We start from the raw sequence: 13,813 nt of genomic DNA on the forward strand, positions 1-13,813 counted from the left end.
TCCCAGTATGAAACGCAATGATCCGCCCCACCAAGACGGCGGGGCGGATTGATGTGTTGTTGTGTCCTGATTAACAGTCTCGGGCTATCTCATGGCCTGGCTGATCGTTTGAACGAGCGCTGAAATCAAGCGCTCTAGTCAAGCGCTTTAATCGAGATAGAGTTTGCCGCGGAACTCTGGGTGCATCAGGTTCTCTTTGGAAAGGATCTGGTCGAGGGTGGCTTCGTCGAGAAGCTCTTTTTCCAAGACCAGCTCGCGCACTCCGCGACCTGTGGCTGCGGCCTCCTTGCCGATCATGTCGCCGTTGTGGTGGCCGATGAACGGGTTGAGGTAGGTGATGATGCCGATGGAGTTCTCCACGTACGCCTGGCAGACCTCCTTGTTGGCGGTGATGCCCACGACGCACTTCTCGCGCAGCGTCTTTGCGGCGTTGCGGAGCAGCTCAATCGAGCCGAACAAGCTGCGTGCGATGACCGGCTCCATGACGTTGAGCTGGAGCTGGCCCGCTTCAGCGGCCATGGACACGGTGACGTCGTTACCGAATACCTTGAAGCAGACCTGGTTGACCACTTCGGGGATGACCGGGTTGACCTTGGCTGGCATGATCGACGAGCCTGCCTGGCGCTCTGGCAGGTTGATCTCGTTGAGGCCGGCACGCGGACCGGAGGACAGCAGACGCAGGTCGTTACAGGTTTTGGATAGCTTCATGGCCACGCGCTTGAGCGCCGAGTGGGCCATGACGTAGCTGCCGGTGTCGGAGGTGGCCTCGATCAGGTCCGGAGAGGTGGAAATCGGCAGGCCCGTGACTTCGCGCAGCGCCGCGATCACCTGGTCGCGGTACCCGCCCGGGGTGTTCACGCCGGTGCCGATGGCGGTGGCGCCCAGGTTGACCTCTAGCAGCTGCTCGGCTGCTTGCTGCAGCTTGTCCTGCTCTTCTGCCAGGTTCGCACCGAAGGCGGTGAACTCCTGGCCGAGCGTCATCGGGACAGCGTCCTGCAGCTGGGTGCGGCCCATCTTCAGGATGTCGGCGAACTCATCGCCCTTGGACCGGAACGCGCGCTGCAGCTCGTCGAGCTCGGCGATGAGACCCAGCATCGAGTGGTACAGGCCGAGACGGAACCCAGTCGGGTATGCGTCGTTGGTGGACTGCGACATGTTCACGTCATCGTTCGGGTTGATGACGTCGTAGCGGCCCTTCTCAAGACCGAGGTGCTCCAGCGCGAGGTTGGCGACAACCTCGTTGGTATTCATGTTCACGGATGTTCCGGCACCGCCCTGGTAGGCGTCTGTGGGGAACTGGTCCATGCAGCGGCCGTCGAAAAGAATCTGGTCGCAGGCTACAATGATCGCGTCGGCCTTTTCCTTCGGCAGCGTGTGCAGGCGTCGGTTCGCCATGGCCGCGGCCTTTTTCACCATGACCATTCCTCGGACGAAGTCCGGGTAGTCCTGGATTTTCGCGGAAGAAATCTGGAAGTTGTCGATGGCGCGCATGGTGTGCACGCCGTAGTACTTGTCGTCGGGAACGTCGACGGTTCCGAGCAGGTCTTCTTCTGTTCTGTAACCCATAGGGCTCAGTGTAGAGAAGAATTAGATTCGGGCGATCTGCAGCTCCGTGGCCAGGATCGCTTCGGCACCGGCGGCGGCGAGGCGGTCCATAAGCTGGTTGGCCTCCTTGCGCGGCACCATCGCGCGCACCGCCACCCAGTTGTCACGCTGCAGCGGGGACACCGTCGGACCCGTCAAACCGGGGGTGATGGACACGGTTTCGTCGAGGTTGTCGCGCGAGACGTTGTAGTCGAGCATGACGAAGTTGTGGGCTGTCAGGATTCCGCGGATGCGTGAGAGCAGCACCTCGTCGTCAGTGGTCAGCTCACGGTCTTTCCGCTTAACGACGACCGCCTCACTCTCCACAATCGCCTCCCCGAACGGCTCCAGACCTTGTTGGCGGAGAGTCGCCCCAGTGGAGACGACATCGGCAATGGCATCTGCGACACCGAGCTTGATCGAGATTTCCACTGCACCGTCGAGGCGGATCACCTCGGTGCTGATCCCGCGTGCGGCGAGAAAATCGGCGGCGAGGTGGGGGTAGCTCGTCGCTAAGCGCTTGCCTTCGAGGTCCTCGATTGTCCAGTTCTCCCCTGCGGGCGCCGCGAAACGGAAAGTCGATCCACCGAAGCCGAGGTCGAGCACCTCCTCGACGTCCGCGCGGGAGTCGAGTGCTAAGTCGCGGCCCGTGATACCCAAGTCCAAGTGACCCGCGGCGACGTAAATTGCGATGTCCTTGGGCCGCAGGAAGAAGAACTCGACGTTATTAGCCTCGTCGACAATGTTGAGCGCTTTGCTCACACCGCGACCTTTGTAGCCGGCCTCCTTGAGAATCCCAGTGGCCGCTTCCGACAGAGAGCCCTTATTGGGCAGAGCGATCTTGATCATGGTGGGGCTTAGGACTCCTCTAGAGGTACTTGTAAATGTCGTCGGGGGTCAGGCCGCGGTGCACCATCATGACCTGCGTCCAGTACATGAGTTGGCTCATTTCTTCGGCGAGCTCCTCGTCGGACTGGTACTCCGCGGCGATCCACACCTCACCGGCTTCCTCGATGATCTTCTTGCCAATGAAATGCGCGCCTTTGTCCAGCGCCTCCACCGTGCCTGAGCCCTGCGGCCGCTGCGCGGCTTTGGTGGACAGTTCCGCAAAAAGATCGTCGAAATTCTTCACGCAGATCACTCTAACCTATGCGTCGCCTGTGTTTGCTGCGCCTGCTACAAACTTGGGGTCACGTTGGCTGGGCCCGCACCCGTACTCCGCTCGCATGTCGGCTGGGCGTGCTTTTCAAGTTCGATCTCGCGTTTGACGCGCTTGCGCGAACCACGCGGCGACATCTGCGGCATCCGCACCGACTAATTGGGCTGGGTCGAAAGACAACACGCCGTCGGGAACTGTGTCCGCGAGGCCGAGCACGGCACATCCTGCTGCCGCGGCTGCGCTCATGCCGGTCCACGAATCCTCGAAGACGAGGCACTCTGCCGGGTTCTGCCTCACCATCTCAGCTGCCGCGAGGTACATGTCGGGCGCAGGTTTCGGGTGCTCGACCTCGTCGCCGGTGACAGACCCCGTGAAGAACGACCGTCCGACAACGTCAATGCAGCGGTCGGCAAGAATACGTTCGGTGTTGGTAGTCACAAGCATCGGCACGCCAGCTTGCTTGAGTGACGCCAGCACTTCGCGCACACCCGGGTTCGTCTCCAAATTTCCAGAGAACAACTCCGCCATGCGCCCGAACATCCACGAGCGGTGGTGGTTGTAATCGAGTTGCGCCACTGACAATCCAGCCCATTCCGCGCATACGCGCAAAGTGTTGGAGAAGCTCCCTCCCACCGTCTCCTCGCGCTTTTCGGCGCTGAGCCGACGTCCAAGACGCTCAGACAACTCATAGGTGGCCACGCCCCACAGGGGCTCCGTGTCCACCATCGTGCCGTCCATGTCCCAGAAAACCGCCCGCGGCCCCGGTCCTGCCTCGCCCCAGATCGAGCCTTCAGTCTGATCCTCAGTGGCGTCGTTGGCTGAGTCCCGAATCCCGTCTCCAGCGGACCCGCCGGTCACGTTACTAGTCAAGTTCGGGAAGAGAGTTCAGCGCCTCGTCGTCTGCGCCGGTGGCAGCAGCAGCGCGGTACGACAGGTCCTGCAAGTCAGCTTTCTCCTCTGGCTCCAGCACCGCATCGGCGTGCTTGGCGTTGAAATCGTTGAGGGTTTTGAAGAACGGCTCCACCACGGACACGAGCGTGTCGCCCTCCGGGTCATCGCCGATGAGCTCCAGTGCGTCGAGATATCCCTCGATCAGCTTCTTCAGGTCGGGTAGGACAGCTGGGTCGAAAGGTTCCTCCCACAGCTCCTTGTCGTTGTCCTGAAGGTACGAGCCGGTGGCGAAGGTGGTCAGGTCATCGATGAATTCGTCGACATCGGGCTGGAACTGATCGCGAATGGTCATGTCCGCCATCATTCCGCAAGTTCAGCGGAGCTGCACGCCAAGTAGGCCGTCAATTGCGCTAGCGAGAATCCCGTCGTGGTCGCCGCGCGCTTCGTCGACGATGTTCAGGGCGCGGGCTGTGTCCAGATCGTCGGCAAGAGCAGCACGCAGCTTATCGACGACCCCCACCGCCTCCTCCTCACTTACGTCCTGCGCGAGGAGCTCCCGCCACCGGGCAAGACGCTTTTCAGCATCGTCCAGTGCGTCGAAGGAGAAATCGCGGTCGTCGCGGTAGTGGCCTGAGAAGACGGCGAGACGGATCGCCGACGGATCGTGGCCCTGCTCAGTGAGCTTGTGCACGAAGACGAGGTTGCCCAGGGACTTCGACATCTTCACCCCGTCGAGAGCGATCATGCCGGTGTGCACGTAGTGGCCTGCCATGCGGTCGACCCCGTAGGTCGCCTCTGCGTGCGCTGCGGAGAATTCGTGGTGCGGGAAGGCGAGATCGCTCCCGCCGCCTTGGATGGCGAACGTGGTTCCGAGCCGGTTCGTCGCAATCGCCGAGCACTCGATGTGCCACCCCGGGCGCCCGGAACCGAACGGTGCGTCCCACGCCGGTTCACCGTCACGGTGTCCGCGCCAGAGCAGCGCATCGAGCGGGTCGCGCTTCCCCGGGCGCTCCGGATCGCCGCCGCGTTCGGCGAAGAACTCTTCCATCGTCGCCCGGTCGAGGTTAGATTCGTACCCGAACTGCTCGGTCGCGGTGATGGGGGCGTAGATGTCGGGGGAGGTGGCGGAGGCGTCGTCAAGCGAATATGCGATGCCCTTGTCCAACAGCGTCTGCACCATCTCAACGACTTCGTCGACTGCCTCCATCGCGCCGATGTAATCGCGCGGCGGGATGACAGAAAGGATCTCCATGTCGCTGCGGAACAGGTCGATCTGGCTCGTGCCCAGCTCACGCCAATCGACGCCGTCGCGTTCCGCGCGCTCGAACAACGGGTCGTCCACATCCGTGATGTTCTGCACGTAGTGGACCTTGTGCCCGTTTGTGAGCAGCTGCCGGTACACCAGGTCGAACGTCAGGTACGTCGCCGCGTGCCCCAGGTGCGTCGAGTCGTAGGGGGTGATGCCGCAGACGTACATGCCGACTTCGCCGTCCGCGTTTCCACGCGTGTCGACGACCCTCACACCCCCATCCGCCGTGTCATATAGAGCGAGCGGCACCGGAGTGCCAGAGACCGGGGGGACGGCGGGAGTAGGCCAAGAATGCATGCAGCCCACAGTACAACGCCCTCTGCTCTACCCGCCCCGAGCGTTAGCCACATCGTCTCCGTGGTCCAGGGAGGCGGAAACGTCGAAAAGCGAAAAAGGCTTTAAGCGTTCATAACGCCAGTGCCGAGGAGCACCATCACAATGAGGCCGAGCGGAATGCGGTACGCGGCGAACCAGGCGAAGGAATGGTTGGACACGAATTTCAGCAGCCACGCGATGGAGACGTAGCCGAGGACGAAGGCGATGACGGAGCCGACAAGCAGCTGTCCGCCGGTGGCGGATTGGCCGGCTTGGGGGGCGAAGGCGTCGGGAAGCGAGAAAAGCCCTGAAGCGAGCACGGCCGGGATGGCGAGGAAAAAGCTGAATCGCGTGGCCACCTCACGGTCGAGGCCGCGCAGCAAGCCGCCGGAGATTGTGCCGCCGGAACGCGAGACGCCGGGAATGAGGGCGAGACACTGCCACAGGCCCATGATGATGGCGTCTTTCAGGGTCAGTTCTTCGTAGCTGCGGGTTTTGCTGCCAACGCGTTCGGCGAAAATGAACACGAAGGAGAACAGGATCAGCACGGCGGCAGTGATCCAAAGGTTGCGGAAGTTCTCGCGGATGAGGTCCTTGAGCAGTACGCCGGCGAGGCCGACAGGAATCGTGCCGACGATGACCATCCAGCCCATGCGGTAGTCGAAGCCGCGTTTCGACGGGTTGAACAAGCCCGCGAACCAGCCGGACAGGATCTGCCAGATCTCCTTGGCGAAGAACACGAGTACCGCAAGTTCGGTGCCCAGCTGGATCACGGCGGTGAAGCTGGCGCCGGCGTCGTGTCCCCAGAACAGCTGGGAGACGATCCGTAAGTGGCCGGAGGAAGACACCGGGAGGAATTCGGTGAGTCCTTGGACAATGGAGAGGACGACGACCTGGATCCAGGACATCGAATCTGGGGTTGCTGCGATCACGGACGACACCCTACCGCCGGAGACGGCGGGTAGAGAAGCGCGACGCGGCCGAAAAGAGTGCGGTTGATAAGCTTGGACGCGTGAAATTGCGCCGTGTGTTGACGAAGAAGTCCGCGGGGCCGGCGGCTGTGCTGGCTGGTTCCGCCCTGTTGTTGGCTGCGTGTTCGCAGCCACCCGGGGTGCCGCAGGAGGCGCCGGACATGGGCAATGCTGAGCCGGCGCAGTCCCCGCCCGCGGGCGACATCGAAGGCGAGAAGGTCGACTACCCGGCAGTGGAGGACCTCGAATTCACCGACGGGATGATCGGAGTACGCGCCGACGGGGTGCTGCGCACGGGCACGCTCGACGAGGTTAAGGACGGCGCAGGTACGACGCGCGAGCTCGCGGATTCGTGCGGGGACGTTACGGCCAATGCGGGAGCGTTCGTCACGGTGTGCGACGGAGAGGTACGCGTCTTCACAGGCGCAGACGAGCGGGCGTTCACCCCTGACGAGCCGGTCACCGTCGCCGCGCCGCTTCCCGACGGCCGCGTGATCGCCGGGTCCGCCGAAGAGGCCAAGGTCTGGGTTTTCGACACCGACGGAAACCAGACCGGGCGCATCACAGTGGCGCGGCCGTCGGATTTCGTGCTCGCGGGCCAGGACAGGGTCGTGCGTCTGAACCGCTTCGACACGACGATCCAGGATATTCAGCTGGACAAGGCCCGCCAGGGTGGCACGCTGCGTGTGGGCCTCGGAGTCGGCCAGGCAAAATTCGGCGACGACGGACTCGTCCTCGCCTCCGACGCGACGGGTAGCCAGCTGCTGGTTTACACCACGGACGAGGTCGTCCGCCTGCACCAGACCGTCCCGACGGACCCCCACCCGTGGGCCGTGGCGTGGGATCCGGCGAACAAGCTCGCCTGGATCACGTCGACGGAGGCGAACACGGCCACGGGCTTCGATATTTCGAAGGGCGTGCCGCGCGAGCAGCGGAAGGTGGGCACAGTCGCGGACGCGCAGCACATGATCTCGCTTGACGACGGCACCATCCTCATCGCCTCCTCCTCCGGCGACGGCCTGCAGATCATCCCGCCGGACTCCAACAACTGACACCGAACACGGAAACTGGCAACAGAGACTGAAGGGTTTTCTCATGGGCGCGTACGACAAACTACTCAAGGTCATGTTTCTTATCCCGCCGGAGCGGATCCACGGGATTATCAGCGGTGCACTGAGCGCCCTGAATACCGTGACCCCGGCAAACCGTGTGATGGAGAAGGTGGTGCGGGTCCACGACACACGCCTTGAGCAGGAGCTGTTCGGGGTGAAGTTCCCGGCGCCGCTGGGACTGGCCGCGGGCTTCGACAAGAACGCCACTGCGGTCGATGCGTGGGGTGCTGTGGGCTTCGGCTACGCGGAGCTCGGCACTGTCACTCCCCGCCCACAGCCGGGCAATCCCGCTCCCCGACTGTTCCGCCTGCCGGAAGACAAAGCGATTTTGAACCGCATGGGCTTCAACAACGACGGGGCTCTCAAGGTCGCGACGAATCTGGAACGGAAGAAGTCGGGCGATGTGGTGGGCATCAATATCGGCAAGAACAAGACTGCCGAGGACGCCGTCCGCGACTACCGCACCGGCGCGAGCCTGCTTGGTGCGCTGGGCGACTACGTGGTGGTCAACGTCTCCTCCCCCAACACTCCGGGTTTGCGCGACCTGCAGGCGATCGAGGAGCTCCGCCCGATCCTCGCTGCTGTCAAGGACGCGACCGACACCCCTGTCCTGGTGAAGATCGCGCCGGATTTGAGTGACGAGGATGTCGACGCTGTCGCCGATCTCGCTCTCGAGCTCAGCCTGGCCGGAATCGTTGCCACGAACACCACGATCAGCCGTGATGGCCTACTCACCGACACCGACGAGGTTGCTGCAATGGGTGCAGGCGGCATCTCGGGTGCGCCGCTGAACGACCGCTCCCTCGAGGTCCTGAAGCGTCTCCGCGCCCGCGTCGGTGACGAGCTGGTGCTGGTCAGTGTCGGCGGAATTTCGACACCCGAGCAGGCGTGGGAGCGCATCGCCGCCGGTGCCAGCCTACTGCAGGGCTACACCCCGTTCATCTATGGCGGTCTGGGCTGGATCCGCAGAATTCACCGCGGCCTAGCCAAGCAGGTCGAAGCCCACGGCTTGAACTCGATCGGTGACGCCGTGGGCAGCGGACTGGACTGGAAGGACTAATTCTCGTCCCAGCCCCAGATGATGGCGCGGCCGAGCGAGTGGAAGTTCAGGTTGAAGCCGAGCTGCGTCGGGTTGGCCACCTCATCGGCCGGAAGCTCGGTGTCGACGGCGTGGACCGCGAAGAGGTAGCGGTGCGGGCCGTGGCCTTCCGGCGGGTTGGAGCCGTAGTAGCCCTGCGCACCGGAGTCGCCGGTGAGCACGACAGCACCCACGCCGAGCCCCTCCGTTGAGCCGGCGTCCGTGGGGAGTTCGTTCACGTCGGCCGGAATGTTGAACGCGGCCCAGTGCCAGAAACCCGACGCCGTTGGAGCATCCGGATCGAAGCACGTGACAGCGATGGACTTGGTGCCTTCCGGAAGGTCGGACCACGACAGCTGCGGGGAGACACCGTCGTCGCCGGTCTGTGTGTCAGGTAGCTTCTCGCCGTCGATGATGTCGGTGGAGCTTAGGGGGAACGAAGGAACGCTGACGAGCGGAGCGTACGGGTCGGGGCCGGGGAAACGGTCGGAATCGTAGGAAACAGTCATGCTTCCTTTCTACCGTCGATTTGCGTTTGACGTGGCGATTTGCTGTACGCACGCGCCACGTCCTATAGTTCTACGAGTGCCCAGCCGAAAGGCTGAAACACCCAAAGCCCGGGTGGCGGAATGGCAGACGCGCTAGCTTGAGGTGCTAGTGTCCTATTAACGGACGTGGGGGTTCAAGTCCCCCCTCGGGCACAATCACCGGTCCTTCGCAGGGCCGGTTTTCTTGTTCAAGGGAGAGCATATTGCGCGCACGGTGGAAGCTGGTTGCGCTCGTCGTTGCACTCGCGGCATTCATCGCGGCTTGGATGCTTATCGACGTCCCCTCCCTCCCCCAACTCCGCGCCTGGTCCGACCAAACCGGGGCGTGGTTCCCGGTGGTCTTCTGGTTGTTGTACGTGGTGGTGACGCAGTTCCCGATTCCCCGCACCTTGCTGACGGTGTCTGCGGGCGTTCTCTTTGGAGCTGTCGAAGGTATTCTGCTGGCGCTGACCGCGACCACTGTGTCGGCAGTGATCTCGCTGTTGCTCGTCCGCTTCCTGCTGCGCGACTGGGTGGAACCCCGTCTGACGCATCCTGCGGTGCAGCGCATCAACGCGCGGCTGGAAGAACGCGGCTGGTTGGCGATCACGAGCCTGCGCATGATCGCAGGCGTGCCCTTCTCAGTGCTCAACTATGCGGCGGCACTAACTCGGGTGCCGGTGGTGCCGTTCGCTGCGGCGACATTCGTGGGCTCGGCACCCGGGACGATTCTCGTGACCTTGTTCGGGGAAACACTCACGGGGGACCCAGACCCGGTCTTCATCGCGATCATGCTCGTACTCGCCGTGGTGGGGCTGAGCGGTGTGATGCTCGATGTCGCCACGCCCACTCGTCAAGCCTCCACCGTAGACCGAGGGTCAAAGGTCTAGACTGTCCCCCATGATTGCTGTCCATGCCCGCTACCGAGGCCGCGACAACCGCCGCGCCGAGATCGTGAAACGCTCCGCCGAAGCATTGTCCACACTCGAGGGCGTGGGACGTTTCGAGGTCGTGGGGGTCGAGGACATCCGGGCCCACGTCCAAGATGCTGAGGCTGCCTGCATGCTCGTCATGGCGCTGCTGTCCGACGGTAACTGGGCTGTGGGTATCGGCATTACCGAATCAGGCCCCGCGATCTATGCAGCCACGGATGCCGTCGGGTCGAAAGCAGGAAGTGTCCGAACCGTTGTGGAGAAGACCGAACCGGGCACCGATGCCGCCGATATCGCATCGACATTCGCTCTGCTCGGTCATGTGCTGGCGAAGCGCACCGTCGAGGGGCGCGAAGCCACGTCGCTGGTGCGCTCCGGACTCAACCAGAATGAGGCGGCGGCTGAGCTCGGGATCTCGAAGCAGGCGATGAGCCAGCGCCTGCAAGCTGCCGGCTGGCAGGCCGAGCAGGTTGGATGGCAGCTGGCCGTGAACCTGATGTCTAGGGCTGCGGGGGCTGCTCAGTAGGCACAGGCTGTTGGACGGGAGCCTGCCACTGCGCCGGCTCCCCTTCTTGAGGTGCTACGCGGCTCGTGATCGCGGCCTGCTCGCTCTTCGTTGTTCCTGTCCCGGCTGCCGACGCGGCGTCGTCAAGCGAAGTCGACACCGGCTTGTTCGCCACCGCGCGTGCTTCTGCGACTGCTTTGGCGATCTCGGGGTCGGAGGCCGTTTCAAACCACTGGTCCGTGTCTTCCTGGCTAGCGATTTCTTTCGCCTCCGGATCGATCTGGCCGGGTTCGTAACGGAAGACGCCGTCGTCGTCTTTCTTGGCAAAGGCCTTGGCGAATTCCTCCAAGGAGTCCCCGAACTGCGACGGGATCATCCACATCGTCGAACCGTTGCCCTCCGCGATCTTGGGCAGCTTCTCCATGTACTGGAAGGCCAGGAGCTCCGGCGTGACACCCGAGGACTTGATCGCTGCGTTGACCTTCTGGATTGCCCTCGCTTCACCCTGCGCCTCGAGAAATTTTGCGGCGCGCTCACCTTCTGCGCGCAAAATGGTTGCTTGGCGCTCCGCCTCCGCCCCAAGGATAGACGCGTGCTTCTCGCCCTCGGCGGAAAGAATGCGGGCTTGCTTCTCACCTTCGGCGGTCTTGATGTCGGATTCGCGGCGGCCCTCCGCGGTGAGAATCATGGCGCGCTTTTCGCGGTCCGCCTTCATCTGCATCTCCATGGACTGCTGAATAGACGGCGGCGGATCGATCGCCTTGAGCTCAACTCGGCTAATCCGCAGGCCCCACTTCGCAGTGGCGGCGTCGAGCTCGCCGCGCAGACGGCGGTTGATGGTCTCGCGGGACGTCAGCGTTTCCTCAAGGGTCATGCCGCCGACGACGTCGCGCAGGGTGGCGGTAGAAATCTGCTCGACACCGACGATGTAGTTGTCCACGCCGTAGATCGCGCGTGCCGGGTCGTTGATCTGGAACGTCACCACGGTGTCAATGGCCACGGTGAGGTTGTCCTGCGTGATTACGGCCTGCGGCGGGAAGGACACGACGCGCTCGCGGGTGTCCACGCGTTCGCGCACGCGGTCCACGAACGGGATGAGCAAGGTGATGCCGCCGGAAACCGTGCGCGTGTAGCGGCCGAGGCGCTCGATGACTGCCGCTTCACCCTGCGGAATCAGGGCGATGGAGCGGAAAACAACGACGACAATGAAGACAAGTAAGACGAATAAAAGGACCAGGGTTTCCACGGTCACTCCTTCCAGACGACGGCGGTCGGGCCGTCGATGTCGGCGACGGTGACATGCTCACCGGCGGGAATGGTCATGCTGGGGTCGATGGCGCGGGCCGACCAGATCGACCCGTCGAGACGGACCTGGCCACCGGAGCGGCCAATGTCCTCTAGCACCTCTGCTTTGGATCCGACAAGCGCCTTCGGAGATGTGTCCAGGGCAGCCGGCGTAATGTACCGGCGGTGCAGCCAGGGACGGAGAAACAGAATCAGGGCACCGGACGCTAACCCGAAAATCACGATTTCTGCCCACAGAGGTATACCGAACAGGCTTGCGCCCGCCGTGACCAGCGCGCCTCCGGCGAGCATGAGGAAAGTGAACTCGCCGGCTGCTAATTCGAGGCCGGCGAGAACAAGAGTGCCAATAAGCCAAATTACTGTTCCCACATGCTCAGGTTAACGCATGCGCGGCGCTGATAAGCCTCTCAAAAGCTTTCTTTGGGCAGTTCCGGCGTGGTCACGAAGTCGACGAGCCTCTCTACTGCTCCAATCAGCGTGTGATCGAGGTCCCGGAATGTTTCGATGGCGCTGTACACGCGGTTCCACCCTTCACGCGGGTCCGACCACCCTACCCGTCGGCAGATCCCGGTTTTCCAGTCCTCCCCCTTCGGCACGTCCGGCCACGCGCGCAGGCCAAGGCGCTCGGGCTTCACTGCAGCCCAGATATCCACGTAGGGGTGGCCAGTGACCAGCACATGCGGTCCGACATCGGCGACAAGGCGGGATTCCTTCGAGCCCTCGATGAGGTGGTCCGCGAGCACCCCAATCCGTCGCCCCGGCCCCGGCTCGAATTCGGCGAGTCGCTCCGGCAGGTTGTCTAACCCTTCGAGGTACTCCACAACGACGCCCTCGACGCGCAGATCGTGCCCCCACACCTTCTCTACGATGGCGGCGTCGTGCACACCCTCGACCCAGATCCTTGACGGCATGGCCACCTTCGCCTGGACATTCTCCACGCGGCGCGACCCGGAATTGGAACGGCGCGCTTCCTGCCTGACCGCGGGACGTGTCAACGTCACGCGCTGCCCCTCCACCATGAACGCGCCGGGCAGCATCTTGAACAGGCGCTGGGTGCCGTAGCGGTCCTCGAGCCGCACGAACTCTCCGTCGTAGGTGCGCTCCACGCCGACCACAAGGCCCACGAAGTGGTCGCCGAAGACTTCCGCGACGATATCGCCCGTCGCCTCTACTTGCGGGTATGCCCTCGGCTTTTTGCGTGCGTGACCGGCGAAGATATCGCCGCCGTAGGGGTCTGCGTGGCTGTTGAATCCGCTCATAGTGCGCCAGAGTGTATCCGTTATACTTCCGCTCCGTGAGTACGCGCGCCGAAGTCTATTCGCCCCTGCAGAACGCGTCCGTCTGGTTGGCGGCGTGGCTGTACGGCCATGAATCGTCCGACGCTCTCGTCGGTGCGTTGACGGAGTTGTTCGGCCGCAACCAGTACCTGGAACAGCCGCTCGCGCATTTGCTTTACGACGTCCGCGCCGCCACCGACCTTCTCACCCCCGGCCCCGCTGTGCGCCTCATCCTTTCTGGCCCTGGCCAGGCACCGGAGCTACCCGCGGGCTCTCAAGCGGCACAGGTCGCGGCTGAAGTGAGCGCGGGCAGCGCGATCGTGCTCCGCGGCTCCGGCGGGGTGTCGCACATTCTGGTCCCCGACAGCTCTGGCGAGAAGGGCAATCCCACCGGCGGTGTCAGGTGGCGCTGGTTCGAGTCGCACAATCCGCTCCCCGAGCCCGCCTGGCTATCCCCCGGTGAAGCCGACGCGTTGCTGTCGCGCGCGACCAACGAGGCCGCCGTTCTCATCGAGGCTGCTGGGGGCACTCGATCGGACCTGCCGGATCCGCGCCTGACCGTGGGGACCCTCGCGGACTTCTACGACACGCCAGGCCTGCCCTTGGGAACGCCCCCGCGCGCCGCGAAGCTCTTCGCCAGGGCCGATGCCGTCGCTGCGGTGATCGAGACTGTCGTCGACCGCCTCGGCGACCACAGCTTCGACCCGCAGCTGTTCAGCTTGTGGCGCCACATCCGCACCGCGCGGATGGCCGGGGTGGCCGACGCGGTGCTCGACTACCAGCGCTAAGAGCACCGGGAGGTTCCGCTGCCGTTACGACGCGCGGTGTGAACCCAGTGCGCAGGCGCA

Annotated in this window: 16 protein-coding genes and 1 tRNA gene; 6 read left to right on the top strand and 11 right to left on the bottom strand. The window is 63.6% G+C overall.

The window, feature by feature from the left end; genetic code table 11:
* Positions 1 to 147: 147 nt before the first annotated feature.
* The 7 genes from aspA to QYQ98_RS01200 all read right to left on the bottom strand — a co-directional run bounded on the left by aspA (position 148) and on the right by QYQ98_RS01200 (position 6,166).
* On the bottom strand, positions 148 to 1,566 hold the full coding sequence (gene aspA / locus QYQ98_RS01170; protein WP_302006957.1) for an aspartate ammonia-lyase: 1,419 nt from the start codon (positions 1,564 to 1,566) through the stop codon (positions 148 to 150).
* Positions 1,567 to 1,587: 21 nt separating this feature from the next.
* The gene (gene hisG / locus QYQ98_RS01175) at positions 1,588 to 2,433 is read right to left on the bottom strand and encodes an ATP phosphoribosyltransferase (RefSeq protein ID WP_302006958.1); all 846 of its coding nucleotides are present in this window, start codon (positions 2,431 to 2,433) and stop codon (positions 1,588 to 1,590) included.
* Between the two features lie 19 nt (positions 2,434 to 2,452).
* Positions 2,453 to 2,716 carry a phosphoribosyl-ATP diphosphatase gene (locus QYQ98_RS01180; RefSeq protein WP_302006959.1) on the bottom strand — a complete coding sequence of 88 codons (264 nt, stop codon included), beginning with the start codon at positions 2,714 to 2,716 and terminating at the stop codon, positions 2,453 to 2,455.
* Positions 2,717 to 2,830: 114 nt separating this feature from the next.
* Positions 2,831 to 3,526, bottom strand: coding sequence for an HAD family phosphatase (locus tag QYQ98_RS01185; protein ID WP_302007783.1), 696 nt, complete (start codon positions 3,524 to 3,526; stop codon positions 2,831 to 2,833).
* Between the two features lie 79 nt (positions 3,527 to 3,605).
* Complete coding sequence (locus tag QYQ98_RS01190; RefSeq protein ID WP_302006960.1) at positions 3,606 to 3,986, bottom strand: hypothetical protein; 381 nt, start codon at positions 3,984 to 3,986, stop codon at positions 3,606 to 3,608.
* A 21-nt stretch (positions 3,987 to 4,007) separates the two neighbouring features.
* Entirely contained in the window at positions 4,008 to 5,240 is a 1,233-nt protein-coding gene (gene mshC / locus QYQ98_RS01195) for a cysteine--1-D-myo-inosityl 2-amino-2-deoxy-alpha-D-glucopyranoside ligase (RefSeq protein WP_302006961.1), read from the bottom strand.
* 101 nt (positions 5,241 to 5,341) lie between these two features.
* A complete protein-coding gene (locus QYQ98_RS01200; protein WP_302007784.1) occupies positions 5,342 to 6,166 on the bottom strand; it encodes an undecaprenyl-diphosphate phosphatase in 825 nt (274 codons plus the stop codon).
* 104 nt (positions 6,167 to 6,270) lie between these two features.
* Between QYQ98_RS01200 and QYQ98_RS01205 the strand changes: the two genes are divergently transcribed.
* Positions 6,271 to 7,281 carry a YncE family protein gene (locus QYQ98_RS01205; protein ID WP_302006962.1) on the top strand — a complete coding sequence of 337 codons (1,011 nt, stop codon included), beginning with the start codon at positions 6,271 to 6,273 and terminating at the stop codon, positions 7,279 to 7,281.
* Positions 7,282 to 7,324: 43 nt separating this feature from the next.
* Positions 7,325 to 8,401 carry a quinone-dependent dihydroorotate dehydrogenase gene (locus QYQ98_RS01210; protein ID WP_302006964.1) on the top strand — a complete coding sequence of 359 codons (1,077 nt, stop codon included), beginning with the start codon at positions 7,325 to 7,327 and terminating at the stop codon, positions 8,399 to 8,401.
* Here QYQ98_RS01210 and QYQ98_RS01215 read toward each other — a convergent pair.
* Positions 8,398 to 8,928 carry a YbhB/YbcL family Raf kinase inhibitor-like protein gene (locus QYQ98_RS01215; RefSeq protein ID WP_302006965.1) on the bottom strand — a complete coding sequence of 177 codons (531 nt, stop codon included), beginning with the start codon at positions 8,926 to 8,928 and terminating at the stop codon, positions 8,398 to 8,400. The genes QYQ98_RS01210 and QYQ98_RS01215 overlap by 4 nt on opposite strands.
* A gap of 106 nt (positions 8,929 to 9,034) precedes the next feature.
* On the opposite strand from QYQ98_RS01215, the gene QYQ98_RS01220 reads away from it, so the two are divergent.
* The 3 genes from QYQ98_RS01220 to QYQ98_RS01230 all read left to right on the top strand — a co-directional run bounded on the left by QYQ98_RS01220 (position 9,035) and on the right by QYQ98_RS01230 (position 10,404).
* A tRNA-Leu gene (locus QYQ98_RS01220) sits at positions 9,035 to 9,120 on the top strand.
* Between the two features lie 50 nt (positions 9,121 to 9,170).
* On the top strand, positions 9,171 to 9,836 hold the full coding sequence (locus tag QYQ98_RS01225) for a TVP38/TMEM64 family protein (RefSeq protein WP_302006966.1): 666 nt from the start codon (positions 9,171 to 9,173) through the stop codon (positions 9,834 to 9,836).
* Between the two features lie 10 nt (positions 9,837 to 9,846).
* A complete protein-coding gene (locus QYQ98_RS01230; RefSeq protein ID WP_302006967.1) occupies positions 9,847 to 10,404 on the top strand; it encodes a MarR family transcriptional regulator in 558 nt (185 codons plus the stop codon).
* Here the strand turns inward: QYQ98_RS01230 and QYQ98_RS01235 are convergent.
* The 3 genes from QYQ98_RS01235 to QYQ98_RS01245 are packed head-to-tail and all read right to left on the bottom strand — an operon-like array spanning position 10,379 to position 12,947.
* On the bottom strand, positions 10,379 to 11,629 hold the full coding sequence (locus QYQ98_RS01235) for an SPFH domain-containing protein (protein ID WP_302006968.1): 1,251 nt from the start codon (positions 11,627 to 11,629) through the stop codon (positions 10,379 to 10,381). The genes QYQ98_RS01230 and QYQ98_RS01235 overlap by 26 nt on opposite strands.
* Positions 11,630 to 11,631: 2 nt before the next feature.
* Positions 11,632 to 12,057, bottom strand: coding sequence for an NfeD family protein (locus tag QYQ98_RS01240; protein WP_302006969.1), 426 nt, complete (start codon positions 12,055 to 12,057; stop codon positions 11,632 to 11,634).
* Positions 12,058 to 12,095: 38 nt separating this feature from the next.
* Complete coding sequence (locus QYQ98_RS01245; RefSeq protein WP_302006970.1) at positions 12,096 to 12,947, bottom strand: DUF3097 domain-containing protein; 852 nt, start codon at positions 12,945 to 12,947, stop codon at positions 12,096 to 12,098.
* 35 nt (positions 12,948 to 12,982) lie between these two features.
* On the opposite strand from QYQ98_RS01245, the gene QYQ98_RS01250 reads away from it, so the two are divergent.
* On the top strand, positions 12,983 to 13,753 hold the full coding sequence (locus QYQ98_RS01250) for a hypothetical protein (protein WP_302006971.1): 771 nt from the start codon (positions 12,983 to 12,985) through the stop codon (positions 13,751 to 13,753).
* The last annotated feature ends 60 nt before the right edge of the window (positions 13,754 to 13,813 follow it).

The organism is Corynebacterium sp. P3-F1, assembly GCF_030503635.1.
Classification (GTDB): Bacteria; Actinomycetota; Actinomycetes; order Mycobacteriales; family Mycobacteriaceae; genus Corynebacterium.

Excerpts from the sequence above, each read along its gene's own strand:
- aspA (WP_302006957.1), bottom strand. The coding sequence starts at position 1,566 with ATGGGTTACAGAACAGAAGAAGACCTGCTCGGAACCGTCGACGTTCCC.
- hisG (WP_302006958.1), bottom strand. The coding sequence starts at position 2,433 with ATGATCAAGATCGCTCTGCCCAATAAGGGCTCTCTGTCGGAAGCGGCC.
- QYQ98_RS01190 (WP_302006960.1), bottom strand. The coding sequence starts at position 3,986 with ATGACCATTCGCGATCAGTTCCAGCCCGATGTCGACGAATTCATCGAT.
- mshC (WP_302006961.1), bottom strand. The coding sequence starts at position 5,240 with ATGCATTCTTGGCCTACTCCCGCCGTCCCCCCGGTCTCTGGCACTCCG.
- QYQ98_RS01200 (WP_302007784.1), bottom strand. The coding sequence starts at position 6,166 with ATGTCCTGGATCCAGGTCGTCGTCCTCTCCATTGTCCAAGGACTCACC.
- QYQ98_RS01210 (WP_302006964.1), top strand. The coding sequence starts at position 7,325 with ATGGGCGCGTACGACAAACTACTCAAGGTCATGTTTCTTATCCCGCCG.
- QYQ98_RS01215 (WP_302006965.1), bottom strand. The coding sequence starts at position 8,928 with ATGACTGTTTCCTACGATTCCGACCGTTTCCCCGGCCCCGACCCGTAC.
- QYQ98_RS01230 (WP_302006967.1), top strand. The coding sequence starts at position 9,847 with ATGATTGCTGTCCATGCCCGCTACCGAGGCCGCGACAACCGCCGCGCC.
- QYQ98_RS01245 (WP_302006970.1), bottom strand. The coding sequence starts at position 12,947 with ATGAGCGGATTCAACAGCCACGCAGACCCCTACGGCGGCGATATCTTC.